General features: G+C 62.6%; 14 protein-coding genes. 10 read left to right on the top strand and 4 right to left on the bottom strand.

Translation table 11 applies throughout. The features are described from left to right. Positions 1-15: 15 nt before the first annotated feature. Positions 16-930, top strand: a complete 915-nt coding sequence (locus AC1Q6Y_RS06845; protein WP_159389695.1) for a LysR family transcriptional regulator — start codon at positions 16-18, stop codon at positions 928-930. Between the two features lie 117 nt (positions 931-1,047). Here AC1Q6Y_RS06845 and AC1Q6Y_RS06840 read toward each other — a convergent pair whose 3' ends face one another. After that, entirely contained in the window at positions 1,048-1,965 is a 918-nt protein-coding gene (locus tag AC1Q6Y_RS06840; protein ID WP_218496523.1) for a LysR family transcriptional regulator, read from the bottom strand. A gap of 97 nt (positions 1,966-2,062) precedes the next feature. Here AC1Q6Y_RS06840 and AC1Q6Y_RS06835 point away from each other — a divergent pair, with 97 nt between their 5' ends. The 5 genes from AC1Q6Y_RS06835 to AC1Q6Y_RS06815 all read left to right on the top strand — a co-directional run bounded on the left by AC1Q6Y_RS06835 (position 2,063) and on the right by AC1Q6Y_RS06815 (position 9,904). Beyond that, positions 2,063-2,902 carry an AraC family transcriptional regulator gene (locus AC1Q6Y_RS06835; protein WP_492624242.1) on the top strand — a complete coding sequence of 280 codons (840 nt, stop codon included), beginning with the start codon at positions 2,063-2,065 and terminating at the stop codon, positions 2,900-2,902. Between the two features lie 939 nt (positions 2,903-3,841). After that, entirely contained in the window at positions 3,842-5,668 is a 1,827-nt protein-coding gene (locus tag AC1Q6Y_RS06830; protein ID WP_492624241.1) for a DUF1302 domain-containing protein, read from the top strand. Positions 5,669-5,679: 11 nt separating this feature from the next. Further along, positions 5,680-7,017: a DUF1329 domain-containing protein gene (locus AC1Q6Y_RS06825; RefSeq protein WP_154910589.1), complete on the top strand. Its 1,338-nt coding sequence runs from the start codon at positions 5,680-5,682 to the stop codon at positions 7,015-7,017. A 155-nt stretch (positions 7,018-7,172) separates the two neighbouring features. Continuing rightward, positions 7,173-8,522: a DUF1254 domain-containing protein gene (locus AC1Q6Y_RS06820; RefSeq protein WP_492624240.1), complete on the top strand. Its 1,350-nt coding sequence runs from the start codon at positions 7,173-7,175 to the stop codon at positions 8,520-8,522. Then, positions 8,519-9,904, top strand: coding sequence for a DUF1254 domain-containing protein (locus AC1Q6Y_RS06815; RefSeq protein ID WP_492624239.1), 1,386 nt, complete (start codon positions 8,519-8,521; stop codon positions 9,902-9,904). Before AC1Q6Y_RS06820 ends, AC1Q6Y_RS06815 begins: the two co-directional genes overlap by 4 nt. Before the next feature lie 608 nt (positions 9,905-10,512). Here the strand turns inward: AC1Q6Y_RS06815 and AC1Q6Y_RS06810 are convergent. Further along, positions 10,513-12,486 (bottom strand): alkyl/aryl-sulfatase, encoded by a 1,974-nt coding sequence (locus tag AC1Q6Y_RS06810; protein ID WP_492624238.1) that lies wholly within the window; start codon positions 12,484-12,486, stop codon positions 10,513-10,515. A gap of 137 nt (positions 12,487-12,623) precedes the next feature. Between AC1Q6Y_RS06810 and AC1Q6Y_RS06805 the strand changes: the two genes are divergently transcribed. From AC1Q6Y_RS06805 to AC1Q6Y_RS06790, 4 genes are all read left to right on the top strand, one after another. Then, positions 12,624-13,292, top strand: coding sequence for an ABC transporter ATP-binding protein (locus tag AC1Q6Y_RS06805; RefSeq protein ID WP_090456368.1), 669 nt, complete (start codon positions 12,624-12,626; stop codon positions 13,290-13,292). Position 13,293: 1 nt separating this feature from the next. Further along, positions 13,294-15,765, top strand: a complete 2,472-nt coding sequence (locus AC1Q6Y_RS06800) for an ABC transporter permease (RefSeq protein ID WP_492624237.1) — start codon at positions 13,294-13,296, stop codon at positions 15,763-15,765. Then, the gene (locus AC1Q6Y_RS06795; RefSeq protein ID WP_492624236.1) at positions 15,755-16,828 is read left to right on the top strand and encodes a lipocalin-like domain-containing protein; all 1,074 of its coding nucleotides are present in this window, start codon (positions 15,755-15,757) and stop codon (positions 16,826-16,828) included. Before AC1Q6Y_RS06800 ends, AC1Q6Y_RS06795 begins: the two co-directional genes overlap by 11 nt. 132 nt (positions 16,829-16,960) lie before the next feature. After that, positions 16,961-17,539, top strand: coding sequence for a hypothetical protein (locus AC1Q6Y_RS06790; protein WP_090456364.1), 579 nt, complete (start codon positions 16,961-16,963; stop codon positions 17,537-17,539). A gap of 361 nt (positions 17,540-17,900) precedes the next feature. On the opposite strand, the gene hglS is transcribed toward AC1Q6Y_RS06790, so the two are convergent. After that, positions 17,901-19,295: a 2-oxoadipate dioxygenase/decarboxylase HglS gene (gene hglS, locus AC1Q6Y_RS06785; RefSeq protein ID WP_407516544.1), complete on the bottom strand. Its 1,395-nt coding sequence runs from the start codon at positions 19,293-19,295 to the stop codon at positions 17,901-17,903. A 110-nt stretch (positions 19,296-19,405) separates the two neighbouring features. Next, positions 19,406-20,362, bottom strand: a complete 957-nt coding sequence (locus tag AC1Q6Y_RS06780) for an alpha/beta fold hydrolase (RefSeq protein WP_090456361.1) — start codon at positions 20,360-20,362, stop codon at positions 19,406-19,408. Positions 20,363-20,381 lie beyond the last annotated feature (19 nt).

Below are 20,381 nucleotides of genomic sequence, written 5' to 3'. Positions count from 1 at the left end.
TGCCGGAGCAAGACCATGCTTGATTTACGCCAGCTCGATTTGAACCTGTTGCTTGCCTTCGATGCGATTTATCAGCAGCGCAGCGTCACCCGTGCGGCCGAGGTGATGTGCCTGTCGCAACCGGCCATGAGCAATGCGTTGCGTCGCCTGCGCGAGTTGTGCGGCGACCCGCTGTTCATCAAGAGTCGCCTGGGGGTGACGCCGACACTGGTCGCCCATCGTCTGGCCGACTACGTGCGTGCAGCGCTGGAGTCACTGCGCGATGGCTTGCGCATGATTCCCGCCGCGCGGCAGAACAATCCACTGCTGCGCGTCAGTTGTCTGGATTGCCTGCAACCGGTGTTGCTCGATGCCTTGCTCGAGTCGCCCCACGCCGATTGGCAGGTGCGTTATTTCCAGCCCCGGCGCCGCGACGCCTTGCAGGACCTGGCCAGCGGCAAGCTGGATATCCTGATCGACCTCGACCAACCGCTGGCCGGGCTTGCCGGCCTGCACAAACAGGCATTGCCCGCCGACCATTATGTGTTCGCCTATGGCGCCGCGCTCAAGGAGCCGCCGCGCACCCTGCAGGAGTATCTGGAGCAGCCGCAGATCCAGGTGTCGAGCCGCCGCGACGGGCTCAGCCCGGTGGACTTGCAGCTTGGCTTGAAAGGCCTGCGCCGGAATGTGGCGATGAGCACCCAAAGCACCCTGGCCGCGAAGCTGATCGCCGATCGCCAGCCGTTCGGCATCAGCCTGCCAAGCCGGGTCGCCAACGTGCTGGGCCTGCAACACGTGCCGCTGCCCCTGGACGAACCCGTGGAATTGAAACTGGCGCTGTACATCGAGTCGCGCTATCGCTTCGAGCGCAGCCGCGAGGAGGCGATGCACTGCCTGCTGCGCGCCCTCGGTGAGCCCCGGGCCTTGCAGTCGCTGGCGCGGCGTGCGTGATCTACCCCTGTAGGAGCGAGCTTGCTCGCGATGGAGTGTCATTCACCGCTGTGTCGACTGATACACCATCGCGAGCAAGCTCGCTCCTACAGGGATTTGTGTGTGTTTCAGATGCGCCTAGTTCGACGCCAGCAAACGTTGGTCGACCGTCAGCACAGCATCGACCATCGCCAGCGCGGCCGGTGTCAGGGAATGCCCGGCACGGCTGACGATGCCGTAATGCAATTGCAGGCCGGGATCCTCCTTGGGCACGTCGGTAAACTCCAGCAGCCGGATCAGGCCCTGGTCCACCAGTTCGGCCAAGGCCTCCATGGTGGCTATACCCACCGCATCGGAGCGCATCACCACGCGGCGGATCGCATCGAATTGCGCGCACTCCACGCTCGGGTTGAAGTCCGCCTCGCCCTGCACGTCGGCGAGGATCTTGCGGATCATCGGCGGTATTCGCGTGCCGACCACCGCGTAGTCGAGCAGGGCGCGCAGGGACAGGTTCTGCTGCTGCACCAAGGGATGTCCGACACGGCAAAAGAACCGCCCACGTCGAGGGCGCAACAGCTGAACCTGGTATTGCGGGTCGCCAGTGAAGTACCGCGCGTCGGCCACGAGGAATTCGATCTGCTGTTCGCGAAGCCAGACCGCCAGTTGCTCCCAGTCGCCCTGGTGGAAGCTGATGCGGATCGCCGGGTGAGCCTGGATGAATTCCGCCAGCGCCTCGGGCACCAGCACCTGGGCCGGGTACGGGCCACAGCCGAAGTGCAACTCGCCACCGGTCAGGCCGTTGTATTGCGTCAGTTCGTTTTGCAGGGCCTGGCTGCCGGCGAGCAGGCGCCGGGCATGTTGCAGTACCAGTTCACCCTGGCCAGTCAGACGGAATTCGCGGCTGCTGCGTTCTACCAGCGCGCAGTCGAGGTCGCGCTCCAGGGTCTGGATGCTGCGACTGAAGGCGGGTTGGCTGAGGTTGATCGCCTCGGCGGCACGGCCGAAGTTGCGGTAATCGGCCAAGGCGACAAGGTGGCGGAGTTGTCGTAGGTCCATCATGCGTCTCCTGCATTTGTCGGATACTTTTAATGCATTGGATCGATATCACAGGGGCTGGCATAAGTACACGCCTGTCTTCTCGCCGTAACCTGCCATGACCAGCCAACCGTTCATTTCCAGCGCCTTCACCCGTACCATTCTCAGCCATGCCCGGCAGTCCGGACTGTGCCAGGACCAACTGCTGCAACGGGCCGGCATCTGCCAGTCGTTGCTCGAAGGGCAGGACCTGCACGTGCCCGCGCACCTGGTCGAACGCCTGTGGAATGAATGCGAACGTGCGGGCGCCGGGGTGTCGTTTGGCTGCGAACTGGTCAATGGCATGGCGACTACCACGTTACGGGGTTTGAACATTCTGCTGGACTCCGCCGCGACCCTTCGCGCGAGCCTGGCGTGTTTCACTGATTTCCTGCCGCGCGTGACCAACTACGTAGTGGCGGAACTGGAGGAGGGTGACGGGCAGGCTCGCTTGCATTTGCGCAGTGTTGACCAGCCGCCGCATTTTTTTGGTCTCGATGCGGCGACCCTGACGTTGGTGCGCAACATCGCCCGACGTTTGGGGCGCGCGCCGGCCGAGGTGTTCGTTGCGGTCCACTTGACGCCGCAACAGGCTGCCGGGAAGTGGCTGCGTAGCATGGGTGTCGAGGTGCTGGAGGGTTCACATCCGTGTCTGAGCCTGCCAGCGGCCAGTCTCGATGAGCCTTTGCTGGGGGCCAATGGGTTTTTGCATCAGAGCATGTTGCGGCACTGGCAGACTGCTGCGGCGCAACACAACCGTAGCGATAGCCTGGAGTTGGCGCGGCACTGGTTGACGGCGGGGGATCAGCCGATTGAGCGGATTGCCGAGCGGTTGGGGTATCGGCAGCCGAGCAATTTCATTCGGGCGTTTCGCAAGCAGTTCGGGATTACGCCTAAGCAGTTTCGCCTTGGTTTGTAGTCTTGGTTGAGTGCATATCCGTTATTTAGGTAACGGCGGCCTATGGTTTCGCCCTTACGGCGAGTCCCTTTTGGCAAACGCCCCAAAAGGAACCAAAAGGTCTCGCCCCGAACGTACGGCCCCTCGCTGAGGCTCGGGGTTCCTTCGCTCCGGCATTCATCCGGGGGCATCGCCCTCCGGTTGGCTTCGCTGGCACCTACATGCGATGTGTTCGACTGCGTCGAACGGCGCTGCGCGCCAATCCCCGGATAAACACCTCCGCTCAGCCTTCCGAGGGGGCGGGTGGATCAAGATCAAGAGCTGCAGGCGAGCTAACGCTCGGCCTGATGAGTGGTGAAGAGCGTGGTGTACGCCGCTCTGTCTTTGCTCTTCTGTGGGAGCGAGCTTGCTCGCGAAGGCGGCCTCACAGTCGACCGAAATCTTGCGGATGTACTCAGTACCTGTGGGAGCGAGCTTGCTCGCGATAGCGGCCTGCCAGCCGACCAGGTACATCACAGACGAACGACCCCAGCAAACAGGCCGGCCGGTAGGCCGCCTCGGGCGCTGTTGCGGTACACGCCCCCTCGTGAGGCCGAGCGGAGGTTCTGCGCAGTGGGCAACCCGGCATGGATGCCGGGTTAGCCGCCGCCGGCCATGGATGGCCGATGGCGGCGGGCCCACGGAGCAGGACCGGAGCGAGGGCATGCCGAGCCACGGCGAGGCACCGAACGTAAGGGGCAGAGCGCTTTGGTTACTTTCGCGCTCTTCGAAAGTGACCCGCCGTCAGGGCGGAACCAATAGTGGCCGTTACCGCAGAAACGGATATGTACACCCTCAAAAATCCATGTCGCCGGCCACGCAACCACCCCGATGATTATTTTTTGTCGGCCATCGCTTGCGTGTCGGGGCCGATAGTTGGGCACCGTGTCCGGGCTGAGCAAACCTGACCGGAGCCTAATAATGATAAAAAAACGCTCGGCCACAGCCGGAGTCCGCCAACGGCTTCACCGGCTTGGCCACACTCGCCCGCAACCCCTTGCGCTGGCGATTTTTGCCGTACTGACGGGGCCAACCTACGCCACCACATTTGACCTCAACGAAGACTGGAGCCTGTCGACCAAGACCAGCCTGAGCCTGGGCAGCAGCTGGTCGACACAAAACCCCGACAAGAGCCTGATGACCCGCGCCAACGCCCTGCAGGCCCAGGGCGTAAATGCCAATGGCACCAGCGTCAGCGCCGACGACAACCGGCTGAACTTCAAGAAGGGCGACCCCATCTCGCAACTCTTCAAGGGGCTCACCGATATCAGTCTCGATGGCCAGGGCCAGGGCGCGTTCATTCGCTTCAAGTACTGGTACGACCATGCCTATGAAACCGGCAATGGCCGCTTCAAGGATTTCGACGATTCGGGCTGGGACGACCTGTCAAAATTCAAGGGCTTCGAGGTGCTCGATGCCTACGTCTGGAAAGACTTCCAGGTGGCCGAACATCCGCTGAACGTAAAGGTCGGTAACCAGGTGTTGTCCTGGGGCGAAGCGCTGCTGATCCAGAACGGCATCAACGTGATCAACCCGTTGGACATCTCGGCGTTCAACCGTCCCGGTGTGGAGATCAAGGAAGGCCAGTTGCCGGTGGAGATGGTCTCCTTCAGCTTCGGCCTGACCGACACCACCAACCTCGAAGGTTTTTACCAGTACAACTGGCGCCCCAGCGTACTCGACGGTTGCGGCACCTTCTTCGCCAGCAGTGATGTGATCCAGCCGGGTTGCGGGCCGCTGTACCTGAGCCAGGTGCAGACCGATCAACAGATGCAGGCCGCTGGTTTGTTCGCTACGTCCCGGGGCAACGAATCGCCGTCCGACAACGGCCAGTTCGGCTTCGCCTTGCGCCAGATGATCCCGGCGCTCAACGATGCGGAAGCGGCGATCTACTACATCAACTATCACTCGCGGTTGCCGTACTTCACCATTAACGCCAGGAACACCGCCTTGCCCGGTACCTTCCCCGGTGGTATCCAGGGGCCGAGCTATGCGGCGGCCTTCCCGGAAAACATTCGCCTGTACGGCATCAGCCTCAACGGCGTCGAGCCTGTCACCGGGATCTCCCTGGCCGGTGAGTTGAGCTACCGGCCGAACATGCCGATCGCGATCAACGCGCCCGACGTCAACGTTGCGGTGATTTCCGGACCGGGGGGCAGTTCCTGGTTGCAGTTGCCGCCCGGCTTCAGCACCACCAATGGCAGCCAGTTCGATGCGTGGGAGCGCAAGGGCGTCTGGCAGTTGACCGGTTCGGCCACCCAGGCCATCGACAACGTGCTGGGCGCCACGCGCCTGAGCCTGTTCGGTGAGGCCGGTGTCGTGCACATCGACGATCTGGGGGACGAGCGCCTGGGCCGTAACGCCGCGTTCGGCCGCAGCGCCCCGCGCAACGGCACGCTGTGCAACACGGTGGCTTCAGGTGTGACCAACCAATACTGCACCGACAAGGGCTTTGCCACCGATTGGTCGTGGGGGTATCGCCTGCGCGCCAGCCTCGAATACAGCGATGTGTTGCCAGGCATCAACCTGATTCCGGCCGTCAACTGGCGGCATGACGTCTCGGGCTATTCCTACGATCCGCAAGGGCCGTTCCAGGAAGGCCAGCAAGCGCTGGGCGTGAGCCTGACCGGCGTCTACATGAACGATTACAGCGTGGAACTGGCCTACAACACGTTCTTCGGTTCCAACGACTACAGCACCCTCGACGACCGCGATTTTGCATCCGTCAGCTTCAAGGCAGACTTCTAAGGAGAACCGTTATGCGTATGCAATTGTGCGTGCTGGCCCTGGCCTGCACCGTCGGCCTGGCCCAGGCCAAAGGCACCGATTCGGCGGCACTGGGCAAGACCCTGACCCCCATGGGCTCGGAAATGGCGGCCAATGCCGACGGTAGCATTCCGGCCTGGACCGGTGGTCTGGCGAGCAACGCCGGCACCGTCGACAGTAAGGGCGGCTACAGCGATCCGTATGCCGCCGAGAAGCCGTTGTTCACCGTCACAGCGCAGAACCTGACGCAATACCAGAAGTTTCTCAGCCCCGGGCAAATCGCGTTGTTCAAGCGTTTTCCCGACACCTACAAGATGAACATCTACCCGAGCCATCGCAGCGCCAACCTGCCCAAGGAGGTACTGGCGGTCAGTCGTGAGAACGTCGCCAAGACCAGCATGGCCGACGGCGGCAACGGCTTGCACGACTATGCCAGGGGCATTCCGTTTCCGTTGCCCACCGAAGGCCTGGAGGTGATGTGGAACCACATGACCCGTTATCGCGGTGGCAGTTACGAGCGCATCAGCAGCGCCGCACTGGTGCGTGAAAATGGCGCCACCAGCTACGTGCGCAACCAGTCTTTGATCAACTTTGCCGACACCGTGGGCGGGCTGGAACCGGGCTCGAACATCCTGTTCATGTTCAAGAGCCGGGTGCTGGAACCGGCGCGTCTGTCCGGTGAGGCGGTGCTGGTGCACGAGCCGATCGACCAGGTCGCCGAGCCGCGTTCGGCCTGGCAATACCTGCCAGGGCAACGTCGCGTGCGCCGTGCGCCGATGATCGCCTACGACAACAGCGCCCGTTACAGCAACGGCCTGATCACCGCCGACAACATCGACGGCTACAACGGCGCGCCGGACCGTTTCGACTGGAAACTGGTGGGCAAGCAAGAGCTGTTCATCCCTTACAACAGCTACAAGATCGGCAGCCGCGACCTCAAGTACGACACCGTGATCAAGCCCAACCACGTCAATCAGGACCTGGCCCGCTACGAGAAGCACCGCGTGTGGGTGGTCGAAGCGACCCTCAAGCCCGGTGCCCGGCACATCTACGCCAAACGTCGCTTCTATGTGGACGAAGACAGCTGGCAGATCGCCCAGTCGGACCAGTACGACAGCCGCGGTGAACTGTGGCGCAGCGGTGAACTGCACGCGATCCAGCAGTACGACCACGGCTTCACCTACAACGTGCTGGAAACTTCGTACGACCTGATCTCCGGACGCTACTACGCCGGTGGCCTGGCCAACGAAGAGACCGAGCCGATGCGCGTGGGCTTCGCCGCCAAGACCGACGACTACACCCCGTCGGACCTGCGGCGTTGGGCCAAGTAAACCGGGAGGCACCGTAAATCCCTTGTGGGAGCGAGCTTGCTCGCGATGGCGGCGTGTCAGACGACATCAATGTTGGATGTTCCGGCTTCATCGCGAGCAAGCTCGCTCCCACAGGGATCAGTGTGTGTTGATATTTATCTACCAGGAGATCTGCCATGCGCTACTGGATATCCGCTCTGGCCCTGGGCGCGAGCCTGGGTACTGTTCACGCCGCAACCCTCGACCAACAGCAAGCCAAAGACCTGGCGCAGGAGGCCTACGTGTTCGCCTACGCCACCGTCGAACACGACAAAGTGCTCAGCGCCATCGCCGCGAAACTGCCGTTCAACCGTCTCTACAGCGAACCGCGCCTGCTCGGCCCGCAAGACAACAAAGTGGTGTCGCCCAACAACGACACCTTCTATTCCCGTGCCTTGCTGGACTTGCGCAGCGAACCTGTGGTGCTTGACGTACCGGCCGTGCAAGGTCGCTACTACAGTTTCCAGCTGGTGGACATGCGCACCGACAACCTCGACTACATCGGCACTCGCGCCACGGGTGACAAGGCGGGGCGCTACCTGATTGTCGGGCCGGACTGGAAGGGGCCCGCGCCATCGGGGTTCAGCGCGGTGATTCGCTCACCGAGCCGGCTGGTCTTCCTGTTGGGACGGACCGAGGTCAAGGGCGAAGCGGATCAGAAAGACGCCGCGCAAGTGCTGAGGGGCTACGCCTTGCAACCGCTGTCCAAAGTCAATGGCAGCGCGCCCCCTGAACCCCTGGCACCGCTGCAACTGCCAGCGTACACGGACACCAGGCACGGGCCGGCGCAGGTGTTGTTCAGCACCTTCAACGCGCTGGCCCCCTTGCATCAATGGACCGCCGGCGAACAAAAGAAACTGGCCCGTTTCGCCGCCATCGGGGTGAAGCCGGGGGCCGGATTCCAGGCCCCGGCGGACTTGAACGAAGCCGTCGCACAGGGCGCCGAAGCCGGTCGCGAACAGGTCCGCGCAGCCTCCAGCCAACTATCGGTGGAACAGCAGGGCTGGTTGCCGTCGCCGCCCAACGTCGGCAAGTTTGGTGACGATGACCTGACCCGTGCCGCAGTCGCCTGGCGCTACATCTACGCCAACGATGCGGTGGAAGCGCTGTACCCGATGGCGTTGCACGATGCAAAGGGGCAGGAGCTCAACGGCCAACACGCCTATCGCCTGCATTTTCCCGCCGGGCAATTGCCGCCGGTGAATGCGTTCTGGTCGCTGACCCTGTATGACGGCAAAACCCAGTTGCTGGTGGCCAATCCGATCCAGCGTTACGCCCTGGGCGACCGCAGCCCTGGTCTACAATACGATGCCGACGGCGGCTTGACCCTGATCCTGCAAGCCGATGCGCCCAAGGCTGCGCCGCAGGGCAACTGGCTGCCGACGCCGCAAGGTCCGTTCAACCTGCTGTTGCGCCTGTACCTGCCCAAGGGCGGGGCATTGGACGGGAGTTATCAGTTGCCGACGATTGCGAGGATCGAATCATGAACCTGATTTTCAGTCGCCGCCGGTTGCTGGGCGGCATGGGGGTGTTGGGAGCAAGTCTGATGTTTCCACGCCGGCTGCTGGCCGGTGATTCCGATGACCCTCGACAGATTGCCAAAGAGGCGTGGATTTACGCGTACCCCATGCTCATGCATTACCAGACCATGGAAAAACAGGCGCTCAACCCGGACGTGCCGGAGTACGTCGGCGGCTTCAACCGCTTTCGCCATTACAGCGAGTTGTTTACCCCGAACAACCGCGACATCGTCACGCCGAACAACGACACGCCGTACTCCTGGGCGTGGCTTGACCTGCGCAGCGAGCCGCAGGTGTTGAGTGTGCCGGCCGTGCCTGACGACCGCTATTACGTGCTTCAACTGGTCGACCAGTACACCCACAACTTTGCCTATGTCGGCGTGCTCAGCACCGGTCGCGATGCGGGGAATTACCTGATCGCCGGACCCCACTGGCAAGGCCCGACACCGGACGGCGTCAAGGCTGTGCTGCGCAGTGAAACCGAAATCGTCATGGTGCTTGGGAGAACGGGCCTGAAAAACGCCGGGGACCTGCCGGCGGTGCGTGCCTTGCAGCAGCAATACGGTTTGCGTTCGTTGCATGAATACATCGGCAGTGCGCCGCCTGTGGCTGCGCCAGCCATTGACTGGCGCCCCTGGGACAGCAAGACCGGGTTGGGGCTGGAGTTTATCCCGGCGCTGAACCAGATCCTCAGCCTGTGCCCCACGCAACCGTCCGAACAAGCCTTGCGCGCGCGCTTTGCACGGATCGGCATCGTGCCCGCCCAGGGTTTCGACCCGGTGACGTTGCCGCCAGCAACGCGCCAGGCACTGCTCGCCGGGATTCAAGACGCCCAGGTGCAACTGCAAACCGCGGTGAGCCAGGTACGCACCACCCTCGGGCTGTTCGGCACTCGCGAAGCGCTGAACGGCAATTACCTCAACCGTGCTGTCGCGGCGAATGTCGGCATCTACGGCAACAGCGTGGAAGAGGCCTTCTACACTGGCACTCGCCTGGATAATCAGGGGCAACCTTTGCAGGGTGGGCGAAGCTATCGCCTGCGTTTCGCACCGGATCAATTGCCGCCGGCCAGCGAGTTCTGGTCGCTGACGCTGTATGACTTGCCGGACCGGCAACTGGTGGCCAACCCGATCAATCGCTACTGCCTGAGCAGCCGGGATCAGTTGCAGGAAGATGCGGATGGTGGGTTGACGTTGATCCTGCAGAACGTCGCTCCGCCGGAGCAGAGCAACTGGTTGCCGACGCCTGCAAGCGGAGCGTTCACCCTGGTCCTGCGCCTGTATGGACCTGGGCAGCAGGTGGTCAATCAACGCTGGCGAATGCCGGTGGTTGAAGTGGTGTCTGCCTGAACCGCATCGCGAGCAAGCTCGCTCCCACAGAGGATCTGTGTCGTTCACAAATGCTGTGAACAACCCGGCCCCCTGTGGGAGCGAGCTTGCTCGCGATGGCGACCTGACAGTCAATCAGGTACTCACAGACGAACGAACCCGGCAAACAGGCCGGCCGGTAGGCCGCCTCGGGCGCTGTTGCGGTGCACGCCCCCTCGTGAGGCCGAGTGGAGGTTCTGCGCAGTGGGCAACCCGGCATGGATGCCGGGTTAGCCGCCCCCGGCCATGGATGGCCGATGGCGGCGGGCCCACGGAGCAGGACCGGAGCGAGGGCATGCCGAGCCTAGGCGAGGCACCGAACGTCAGGGGCAAGAGCCCTTGGTTACTTGGGGCCGGGCGGCGCTCCGCTTTTCCAAGTGACCCGCCGTAAGGGCGGAACCCTGAGTGGCCGTGACCGCAGCAAGGGATATGTACACCCACAAAACAATCATCGCCTGACACAAAGCCATCGCGAGCAAGCTCGCTCCCACAGGGGATCGGGTTGTTCACAGCATTTGTGAATGGCACAGATCCAGTGTAGGAGCGAGCCTGCTCGCGATGAAGGCGACGCGGTTTCCCGCGTCATCCGGTCAAGGCGTGACGATATTGAACTGCGGCGCAAACGTATCGAGGCTGCTCATCAACTCCCCAAGCTTCTTGCCATTGCCTTGCAACTTGATCAGACCTTTCTGGATTGCCGTCGGAATATCCAGCTGCTTGAGGCTGATCTGTTCCAGGGTGGCCTTGCTCATGGTCACGCTGGCATCCGCCTGAGCATTGAGCCCTGCACGGTGGGTCAGCACGCCATTGCGCAGGGTCAGGTTGAAGTCCTTGCTCAGGTCATCGAAGGTCCAGTTCAGGGTCAGGTCATGGCCTACGGCCTTTTCACTGTCCAGGCGCACCGCCAGGAAGTCGAAGAACATCTGCGGGCTCATCGCCCGCACCATGTCCACCGATACCGAAGTGCCCGCATGGGGTGGCACGCCGTTGCGCAGTTCCATGGCACCGGTCAGGTACATGTTGCGCCAGGTGGCGTTTTCACTTTGATAGCCCATTTGCTCCAACGCCTGGGCCTGGGCTTTGCGGGCGTCACCGTTGTCCGGGTTGGCGAACAGCACCTGATTGCCCAGTTGCGCGGCCCAGCGGTATTCACCCTTGGCCATCGCCGCCTGCATTTTCTCAAGCACTGCCGTTTCGCCGCCCATGGCCTCGACCGAACGCTTGGCCGTTTCTACCGGCGGCAGCGGATTGAGGTTGGCCGGGTTACCGTCATAGAAACCCATGTAGCGCTGATACACCGCCCGGGTGTTGAAACTCAGTGAGCCGTAGTAGCCACGGGTGTACCACTTCTGGTCGAGGTTGCCGGGCAGTTTCTTGATCGAATCGGCGATTTCCAGCGGCGTCAGGCCCTGGTTCAGCAGGTGCAGGGTGCGGTCATTGAGGAAGGCGTACATGTCGCGCTGGTCGGCGAGGAAGGTGCGGATGCGTTCGCCACCCCAGGTCGGCCAGTTGTGCTGGGCGAACAACACGTCGCTCTTGTCGCCGTAACGCGCCAGGCTGGCGTCGAGGTACTCGGCCCAGGCCTTGGCGTCACGCACTTGCGCGCCGCGGGGGGTAAGGATGTTGTGCATCATTTGCGTGGCGTTTTCCGCCATGCACAAGGCGCGCAATTGCGGCAGGTACAGGTTCATCTCTGCCGGCGCCTCGGTGCCCGGGGTCAACTGGAACTCTACCTCGAGACCGGCGATGGTGCGGGTTTGCAGTTCCTTGTCGATCAGGTCGGTGGGCGGGATCAGGGTGACAGTGCCGCCGCTCGGTGTGCTCTTGCCCAGGCCGGCGTCGACCTGGCCTTTTTCGCCACGGGGCAGCAGGCTGCCGAACTGGAACTGTGCGCGGCGGCTCATGGCATTGCCGGCGTAGACGTTCTCGCTCATCACGTGTTCCATGAACCCGACGGGGGCGAACACCTTGACCTTGCCGGCCTTGACGTCGGCTTCGTCGATGACCCCGCGCACGCCACCGAAGTGGTCGACGTGGGTGTGGCTGTAGATCACCGCCACCACCGGTTTGCGCGGACGGTTCTGGTAGTACAGGTCCAGTGCCGCCTTGGCGGTTTCGGCCATGGTCAGCGGGTCGATGATGATCAGCCCGTCGTCGCCTTCGATGATGGTCATGTTGGCCAGGTCGAGGCCGCGCACCTGATACAGCCGTGGGCTGACTTCGAACAATCCGGCATGGGCGCTGAGTTGGGCCAGGCGCCAGAGGCTCGGGTTGACCGACTCCGGGGCCTGGTCTTTGGCGAGGAAGTCATAGGCCTGGATATCCCAGATGACCTTGCCCGAGGCGTCCTTGACCTGGCCCTTGAACGGCGCGATCAGACCCTTGGTGACCGACTCGTAGTCGGTGCGGTCGGTGAAGGGCAGTTGTTGCAGCACGGCGGCGTTACTGGCCGTGGTTTGCGGGCTGGCTGCGACCGGTTCATCGGCGGCGACCACCGATTGCGCAAGGCAGGCAGTGATCAGGCAAGCGAGCAGCCCACGAGGGCTCAAGGTGAAACGAGGCATGGCGTCTCCGTTTTTTATCGTTATGGTTAGACCAGCTTCGAGGGTAGGGCGGGGCGCGGGCGGGGCGATCATCAGCAACGGACAAAAAACATTCAGGACCGCTATCCTTGAGCCACGCCTATCCAGCAGGTTGACCCATGCTTGAAGTCCATGGTGTTTTCAAAAGCTACGCCACGCCGCAGGGGCCGCTGCCGGTGCTGCAAGGCGTCGACCTGACGCTCAGGCCCGGCAGCAGCCTGGCGCTGATGGGCGAGTCGGGCAGTGGCAAAAGCACCTTGCTGCACCTGATCGCCGGGCTGGACAAGGTCGATCGCGGCAGCATCCGCAGTGGCGCACATCGCCTGGAACAGATGAATGAAGGGCAACTGGCGAACTGGCGCCGTACGGAAATCGGCCTGGTGTTCCAGCAGTTCAACCTGATCGGCAGCCTGCGGGTCGAAGACAACCTGGCGATTCAGGCGCGGCTGGCGGGGCGTCATGACCCACGCTGGCAGGCGCACCTGGTGCGACGCCTGGGCCTGGGCGAGCTGCTGCGGCGCTACCCCGAGCAGCTGTCCGGCGGCCAGCAGCAACGGGTCGCGCTGGGCCGGGCGCTGGCGTCGCGTCCGCCATTGTTGCTGGCCGACGAGCCCACCGGCAGCCTCGATGAAACCACCGGTGCCGAGGTGTTGCAGTTGCTGCTGGAATTGCTCGACGACAGCCCCACCAGCCTGTTGATGGTCACCCACAGTCCCGGCGTCGCGGCACGGCTGGCGGAAAAAGCCCTGCTGTGCGGCGGTCGCCTGGCCGCTGCGGGCGAGCGCTGACATGCGCATCTTTGGCGAAACCCTGCGCGCACTGCTCAGCCACTGGCGGCAGCATCCGGTGCAGTTTTTCAGTGTGCTGACCGGGTTGTGGCTGGCCACCAGTCTGTTGACGGGCGTCCAGGCACTCAACAGCCAGGCCCGCGACAGCTATGCCCGCGCCAGTCAGTTGATCGGCGGCGAACCTCAGGCCAGCCTCGGTGCGCCCGGTGGCGGCACGTTCCCCCAGCAATGGTTTATCGATCTGCGGCGCGCGGGGTGGCCGGTGTCACCGGTGCTGCAAGGCCGGGTCACGCTCAAGGAGCATGAAGAGCAGCGCTTGCAGTTGATGGGCATCGAGCCGGTGTCGCTGCCGACGGGCGCAGCGGTGGTCGGGCAGGCCTTGGCGATTGAACAGGTGGTCGGCTTTTTCAGTCCGCCGGGCAGCACCTGGATATCGTCGCAGACCTTGCAGGCACTGGGTTTGCGCGAGGGTGACCGGCCACTGAACCTGGTGGGCGTGGCCCTGCCGCCGCTGCATGTGCAGGCCGATATGGCGCCCGGCGTGCTGCTGGTGGACATCGGTTTTGCCCAGCAGATTCTGGGGTTGCCGGAGCAACTGTCGCGGCTGCTGTTACCGAAGGATTTCACCGCGCCGTTGCCGGAGCCGTTCAAGGGCCAGTTGCAACTCAAGCGCGCCGGCGAAGAAAACAACCTGAGGCGCCTGACCGAAAGCTTTCACCTGAACCTCGATGCCCTGGGGGTGCTGTCGTTCGTGGTCGGCCTGTTTATCGTGCATGCCGCCATCGGGCTGGCGCTGGAGCAACGGCGAAGCTTGCTCCGAACCCTGCGTGCCTGCGGTGTGAGTGCGCGGATGCTGATGGCCTGTCTTGCCGTCGAATTGGGTGGATTGGCCCTGATCGGTGGTGTGGCCGGGGTGGTCAGCGGCTACCTGCTGGCCGGCGTGCTGTTACCCGATGTCGCCGCCAGCCTGCGTGGCTTGTATGGCGCCGAAGTGGCGGGGCAGTTGAGCCTTGGTCTGTCGTGGTGGTTCAGTGGTATCGGCTTGAGTCTGATCGGCGCGTTGCTGGCCGGGGCCAACAGCCTGCTGCGGGCGGCGCGTCTGCCATTGCTGGCGCTGGCTGATCCGCAGGCCTGGCATCAAGCCCATGCGCACTGGTTGCGACGCCAGGGTTGGGTGGCGGCCATGGCCGGGATGATCGCGTTGCTGGCGTTGATCCTCGGCGACAGCCTGATCAGTGGCTTCGTATTGATGGCGGCGCTGTTGATCGGTGCCGCGCTGGCCTTGCCGGTGGTGCTCAGCGCGCTGCTCAGTCTCGTTTCGCAGCGCAGTCGCTCGGTGCTCGGCCAGTGGTTTGTTGCCGATTGCCGCCAGCAACTGCCGGCGTTGAGCCTGGCCTTGATGGCGCTGCTGTTGGCCATGGCGGCGAACATCGGTGCCGGCAGCATGACCGCAGGGTTTCGCCAGACCTTCAGCAACTGGCTTGAGCAGCGGCTGACGGCCGAGCTTTACCTCAATCCACAAAACCCGGCCCAGGCTCGGGAGCTGCACAGCTGGCTCAACCAGCAGCCGCAACTGGCGGCCGTGCTGCCCAACTGGCAGGTTTCGATTCAATTGCAGGGCTGGCCGACGGACCTGTCCGGGATCATCGACCATCCGACCTATCGCCAGCACTGGCCACTGCTCGAAGCCTTGGGCGACAACCCTTGGGAGCGACTGGCCAAGGACGATGCGGTGATGCTCAGCGAACAACTGGCCCGGCGCCTGCGAGTGCAACTGGGCGATCACCTGACGCTGCCGACGCCCACCGGCCCGTGGTCGCCACGGATCGTCGGGATCTACGCCGACTACGGCAATCCCAAGGGCCACATTCTGGTGAACATCCGCCACCTGTTGCGCGGTTGGCCGCAACTGACTCCGAACCGCTTCAACCTGCGCATCGAGCCGGCGTCGATCCCGGTGTTCGTCGCGGCATTGCAGGCGCGATTTACCCTGGACGACAGCCGCATCGTCGATCAGGCGCGGCTCAAGGGCTGGTCCACGCAAGTCTTCGAGCGCACCTTTGCTGCCACCGCCGCACTCAACAGCCTGACGCTGTGCGTGGCGGGGGTGGCGCTGTTCATCAGCCTGTTGACCCAAAGCCAGAGCCGTCTCGGGCAACTGGCGCCATTGTGGGCGTTGGGCGTGACGCGTCGGCATTTGATGTTGCTCAACCTCGGGCAAACCTGGCTGCTGGCGATATTGACCCTGGTGCTGGCGTTGCCGCTGGGCATCGCCCTGGCGTGGTGCCTGGACGCGGTGATCAACGTGCAGGCCTTTGGCTGGCGACTGCCGTTGCGAGTGTTTCCATTGCAACTGTTGCAATTGATGGGGCTGGCGCTGGTGGCGACGTTACTGGCCTCGGCCTGGCCGTTGTACCGTTTGTACCGCACACAACCGGCGGACCTGCTGCGGACGTTTGCCCATGAAGATTAAAGTCGGCGTGTTGCTCCTGGCGCTGCTGGCGAGCGGTTGCGATCAACCGGCACCGGTGGAAAAAGGCTTTGCCGGGTTGGGCAACCAGGCCGCTGCGTTCACCCCGGTGGTGCCCGGTCGGGTGTTCAGCTTCCCGGCGGATCACGGCCCGCACGACGGCTTTCGCATCGAATGGTGGTACGTCACGGCCAACCTGAAGGACGATCAGGGGCATGAGTTTGGCGCGCAATGGACCTTGTTCCGCAGTGCCTTGAAAGCCGCCCCCGAGGTGCTGGGCTGGCAGAATCAGACGATCTGGCTCGGCCACGCGGCGGTGACATCGGCGACGGCGCATCACGCGGCCGAACGTTATGCCCGTGGCGGCGTCGGTCAAGCCGGTGTCAGCGTCGCGCCGTTCAACGCGTGGATCGATGACTGGCAATTGAGTAGCCAGACGACTGCCGACGACCCGTTGGCCGACCTGCAGCTCAGTGCCAGCGACCGGCGTTTCAGCTATCGGCTGCGGTTGACTTCGACAGGTCCGCTGGTGCTTCAGGGGGACCGGGGCTTCAGCCAGAAATCCGAACAGGGTCAGGCCTCTTATTACTACAGCCAGCCGTTTTTCCGGGCCAGCGGCACCCTGGACATCGACGGCAAGACCTTTCAGGTCAGTGGCCCGGCCTGGCTCGACCGGGAATGGAGCAGCCAGCCCCTGACGAGCAACCAGACCGGTTGGGACTGGCTCTCCCTGCATCTGGACAGCGGCGAGCAGGTGATGCTGTATCGCATGCGGCAAAAGGACGGCGAGCCTTACCTCACCGGCACCTGGATCGACGCCCGGGGCCAGACACAATTGCTGCACGCCCGCGACATCAGTCTCACGCCGCAAGACACCGCCCGGGTTGCCGGGCGTGAGATGCCCATTCGCTGGTCGATCAAAATCCCTGCAAGACACCTCGATATAACCATTGCCGCGCTCAATCCCCAGGCCTGGATGGACTTGCGCATTCCGTACTGGGAAGGCCCGGTGCGCCTCAGTGGCAGCCATGCAGGGCAGGGCTATCTGGAAATGACCGGGTACTAGGCGCTCGTGTCAGGAAAATCACCGCTGCGGCGCGACCACTCGCTGAACAGCGTCTATGCTCACTCGCACACATGGCGTTGAGCCCGGTTTCAACGCCGTCTGTTGCCATCTATCACAGGGAATGTTCTGCCTATGAAACGCCACGCACTGAGCAAAGCCATCACCCTCGCAACCTTGCTGTCTGTCGCCAGTTTTGGCGCGGTTGCCGCCGAACTCCCGTTGTCCGAAGTTGTGGTGGTTGACCAGGTCACCACCAAAGTCGTTTCGGTAGATACCGCGAACCATTCCGTGGTCCTTAAAGGCCCGCAGGGTAATGAGTTCCCTGTGCAGTTGACCGACAAGGCGAAAAACCTCGACAACCTCAAGGCGGGCGATACGGTCGACATCAGGGTTACCAGCGCCGTTGCAGCCTTCCTCGACACCGATGTCGACAAAGGCCTGCCCGGCACCGCCGAAGCCACCGGCGAAATGCGCACAGCGCCAGGTAGCCCCAACCCCGGCGGCGAAGCGTACCGTCAGGTGAAAGTGCAGCTGAAAATCACCAGCATTGACCTGAAGAAAAACCAGGTGACCTTCGAAAACCCGGAAGGCAAGTCCAAGACCGTCGACGTCAAACGACCTGAAGTCCAGGCCAAACTCAAGGACTTGAAAGTCGGACAAAGCGTCAACGTGGTTTATACCGACATATTGACGGTGACCAGCAAGCACTAATATTGAGTATTGGTGTTATACGGGCCGATTGTTTTTGTGCAAGTTTTGTATAGAAATAATCAGCTCGTAATGGTCGAACTGGTGAGTTTGAGATGCCGTGTTGCATAGTATTTAAATCGACATCTTGTTAAACATTGTGTCGATAAATTTCATTTTTGCGTACGGACATATTAATCCGCTTCTACTAAAATACGTTCCGTTCGCCCAGTGTCAGGGCTCTTTACCAGTGCATGGATTGCCGAGGCCATTGCACTGGGCGAACACTTTATTTGCTGTATAGAACGTTTCGGATATAAAAAAACGGGCGACCTGTAGGTCGCCCGTTTTTATTGAGTTGTGACAAATCATTCAATCATGTTTTTTATTGACTTGACGCAACATCGGCCAACGCGGCGAAACACTGTTCGATCGAACGCCGCTGGCTCTCGGCGTACAGTTCCAGCTCATCGATCGTCGAACGCCCCAGGGCCTGTTCGAACGCTTGCTGGTTGGCATGGGCGCCGTAACGGGTTTGCGCCGCGTCCCCCAGGTTTGACTGAAAAATCCCCGCCGCGCTGACGGGCAGGAAGTCTTCGTACACCAAGGGTTCTACCCGCAGGTAACCGTCGCTGAGCAGGTCTTCCAGGGGCGCGTTTTTCAGGTCGCCCGCCGCCAGGCCCTTTTCCGTCACGAAGTAGCGAAAGTAAGCCAGGCCCTGTTGGCGCATGCCTTCCCAGGTGTCAGGGAACTCGCTGAAATGCTGCGCCATGAGGGCGTTATAGCGCGCAGCGTTGGCTTCGTTGGGGAAGTCCTTGAGTTCGTCCCGCGCGGCATTGAGCAAACGGTCGTAGAGTGCGCGGCCTTTGGGCGTGAGGGCGGCACCGCGTTGTTCGATCTCGCCGAACCGGGCACTGTGGCTGCCGCGAGCCTCGCTTTGATCGGTGAAGGCAATCGGCTCGTCCAGAGCCTTGAAGCTGGTCTGGCGCAGCAGGATCGGGCACTGGCGGCGAGGCGGGCCTTCGATCACCGCTTTGGGGGTGATGCCATGGGCTGGCATCTGCGCCTGGACGATGTCGATGTCCAGGGTCCGTGGTGTCAGGTGGTTGATGTGCGGGCCCTTGAACGCCACCACGTCGGCGATCAGACGATGCTGGGCGCTGAGCTGTTGATACTGTTCGGCGGTGACGGTGGCGCTGTGGTGCCAGCGAAACGTTTCCAGTGCCTGCTCGACGAAGTCCAGGGCTTGCTGCTCGGTCAGGCCACCCCGGGATTCGGCGAGTTCGATGAGCGTGAGGGCCGTGGGGGTGAAGATCGAACGCTGGTCGAGCATCGACTGGGCGAACGCTCGCAGCTCCAGGTCTTCGATCAATTCCAGGCGCAATAGCGACGTGAACACCCGGAACGGGCTGACCTGCAACGACGCTTCATGCACCGCGCGAAACGCCGTGGAATGCACCGGCACGCCGGCCGGTGTCAGGTCGTAGTAACCCACCGGTTGCATGCCCATCACCGCGAACAGGCGGGCGAGGGTCGCCAGTTCATCGGCCGTACCAACGCGAATCGCCCCATGACGTTCCAGGTCCAGGCGTTCGATTTCGCCGGTGCTGGTGAGCTGCCGCAGGATTTGCGCATCGTTGTCCAGCACGTGACGGTTAGTCTGTTCCACCAGTTCCATCAACGCGCCGTACAACGGCACTTCCTCGCGGTACATGTCGGACATCGCTTTGGAGAAGCGTTGGCGGATCAGGTCAGGGCTGACGAAGTTCGGGTGGTTCATGAACAGGATTCCTGGCGCGGTGACGTAAAGGATGGACGAAAGATCGCAGCCTTCAGCGACGCCGACAAACGAAGTTTCTGACGAACTTCATTCTGTTAAGGACTACATACCTAATGCAGTCGTTGATCCTGTGGGCTCTCCGAGCGCAGCGATGCCAAAAACTCGCGATACAGGCGCGCCGAACCGTATGGCGCTTCCACCATGGGCATGTGCCCGATGGCGTCCCAGATATGCACGCGCAGGTCGGCGATGCCCTTGCTCCAGACCGCCACGCTGCTGACGTCGATCAGCCGGTCCTTGCGCCCCCACAGCAACAGCGCCGGGGCGGTGATGTCAGGCAGGTGCGGTTCCATCGGCGGGCTGGCACGGAATTCGCGGAAGATTTCCTCCAGTTCTTCGCGGGACTGTTCATAGCGCTGGGCGACGGCATCGAGCACCAGCTTCGGTACCCAGGGTGGCGAAGCCATGGTCATGGCGTAGAAACGCCGGAATTCTTCGCGCGAGTGAATCAGAAACGGATTGTGGCCCTTGGCCAAATGCCGCTCAAGGTCACTGGGCTCGGGGGCGGTGACCCCGGCCGGGTCGACCAGGGCCACGGACACAATGCGTTCCGGGTAAGTGGCCGCGAGCCACGCCGCCATGTAGCCGCCCATGGAGTTGCCGATGACATGGACTTTCTCCACCCCGCAAACGTCCAGCAGCTGGATCATGCGTTTGGCCTGCAGCGGGATGTCGTAGCCGCCGCCCGCCTTGAAGCCGGTTTCGCCATGGCCGGCGATGTCCGGGATGATCACCCGATGGCTGCCGACAAAGTGCCGGGCGAAACGCAGCCAGAGGTTTTTGTCGGCGCTGAAGCCATGGAGCATCAACACACTGCTGGTGGCCTCGTACGGCCCGCCTTGCCAGGTCGAGACGGTCATTTCGGGGATGGGCACGACGATCTTGTGCAGCCGGTACAACTTGGCCTCGGCCGCCATGCTCAAGTCATAGAGCCAGTAGCCGATGGCCGGGTAGGTCAGCCAGCTCCAGGCAACGAACACTGCGAGAACGACGAACAACAAAAGCATCACGCGTCTCCCTTCTATC

Source organism: Pseudomonas sp. GW823-FHT06E10 (assembly GCF_058794995.1).
This window is presented reverse-complemented; position numbering and strand designations above follow the sequence as displayed.

Coding starts and splice junctions, on each gene's coding strand:
- AC1Q6Y_RS06845 (WP_159389695.1), top strand. CDS start 16: ATGCTTGATTTACGCCAGCTCGATTTGAACCTGTTGCTTGCCTTCGAT.
- AC1Q6Y_RS06840 (WP_218496523.1), bottom strand. CDS start 1,965: ATGGACCTACGACAACTCCGCCACCTTGTCGCCTTGGCCGATTACCGC.
- AC1Q6Y_RS06835 (WP_492624242.1), top strand. CDS start 2,063: ATGACCAGCCAACCGTTCATTTCCAGCGCCTTCACCCGTACCATTCTC.
- AC1Q6Y_RS06830 (WP_492624241.1), top strand. CDS start 3,842: ATGATAAAAAAACGCTCGGCCACAGCCGGAGTCCGCCAACGGCTTCAC.
- AC1Q6Y_RS06825 (WP_154910589.1), top strand. CDS start 5,680: ATGCGTATGCAATTGTGCGTGCTGGCCCTGGCCTGCACCGTCGGCCTG.
- AC1Q6Y_RS06820 (WP_492624240.1), top strand. CDS start 7,173: ATGCGCTACTGGATATCCGCTCTGGCCCTGGGCGCGAGCCTGGGTACT.
- AC1Q6Y_RS06815 (WP_492624239.1), top strand. CDS start 8,519: ATGAACCTGATTTTCAGTCGCCGCCGGTTGCTGGGCGGCATGGGGGTG.
- AC1Q6Y_RS06810 (WP_492624238.1), bottom strand. CDS start 12,486: ATGCCTCGTTTCACCTTGAGCCCTCGTGGGCTGCTCGCTTGCCTGATC.
- AC1Q6Y_RS06805 (WP_090456368.1), top strand. CDS start 12,624: ATGCTTGAAGTCCATGGTGTTTTCAAAAGCTACGCCACGCCGCAGGGG.
- AC1Q6Y_RS06800 (WP_492624237.1), top strand. CDS start 13,294: ATGCGCATCTTTGGCGAAACCCTGCGCGCACTGCTCAGCCACTGGCGG.
- AC1Q6Y_RS06795 (WP_492624236.1), top strand. CDS start 15,755: ATGAAGATTAAAGTCGGCGTGTTGCTCCTGGCGCTGCTGGCGAGCGGT.
- AC1Q6Y_RS06790 (WP_090456364.1), top strand. CDS start 16,961: ATGAAACGCCACGCACTGAGCAAAGCCATCACCCTCGCAACCTTGCTG.
- hglS (WP_407516544.1), bottom strand. CDS start 19,295: ATGAACCACCCGAACTTCGTCAGCCCTGACCTGATCCGCCAACGCTTC.
- AC1Q6Y_RS06780 (WP_090456361.1), bottom strand. CDS start 20,362: ATGCTTTTGTTGTTCGTCGTTCTCGCAGTGTTCGTTGCCTGGAGCTGG.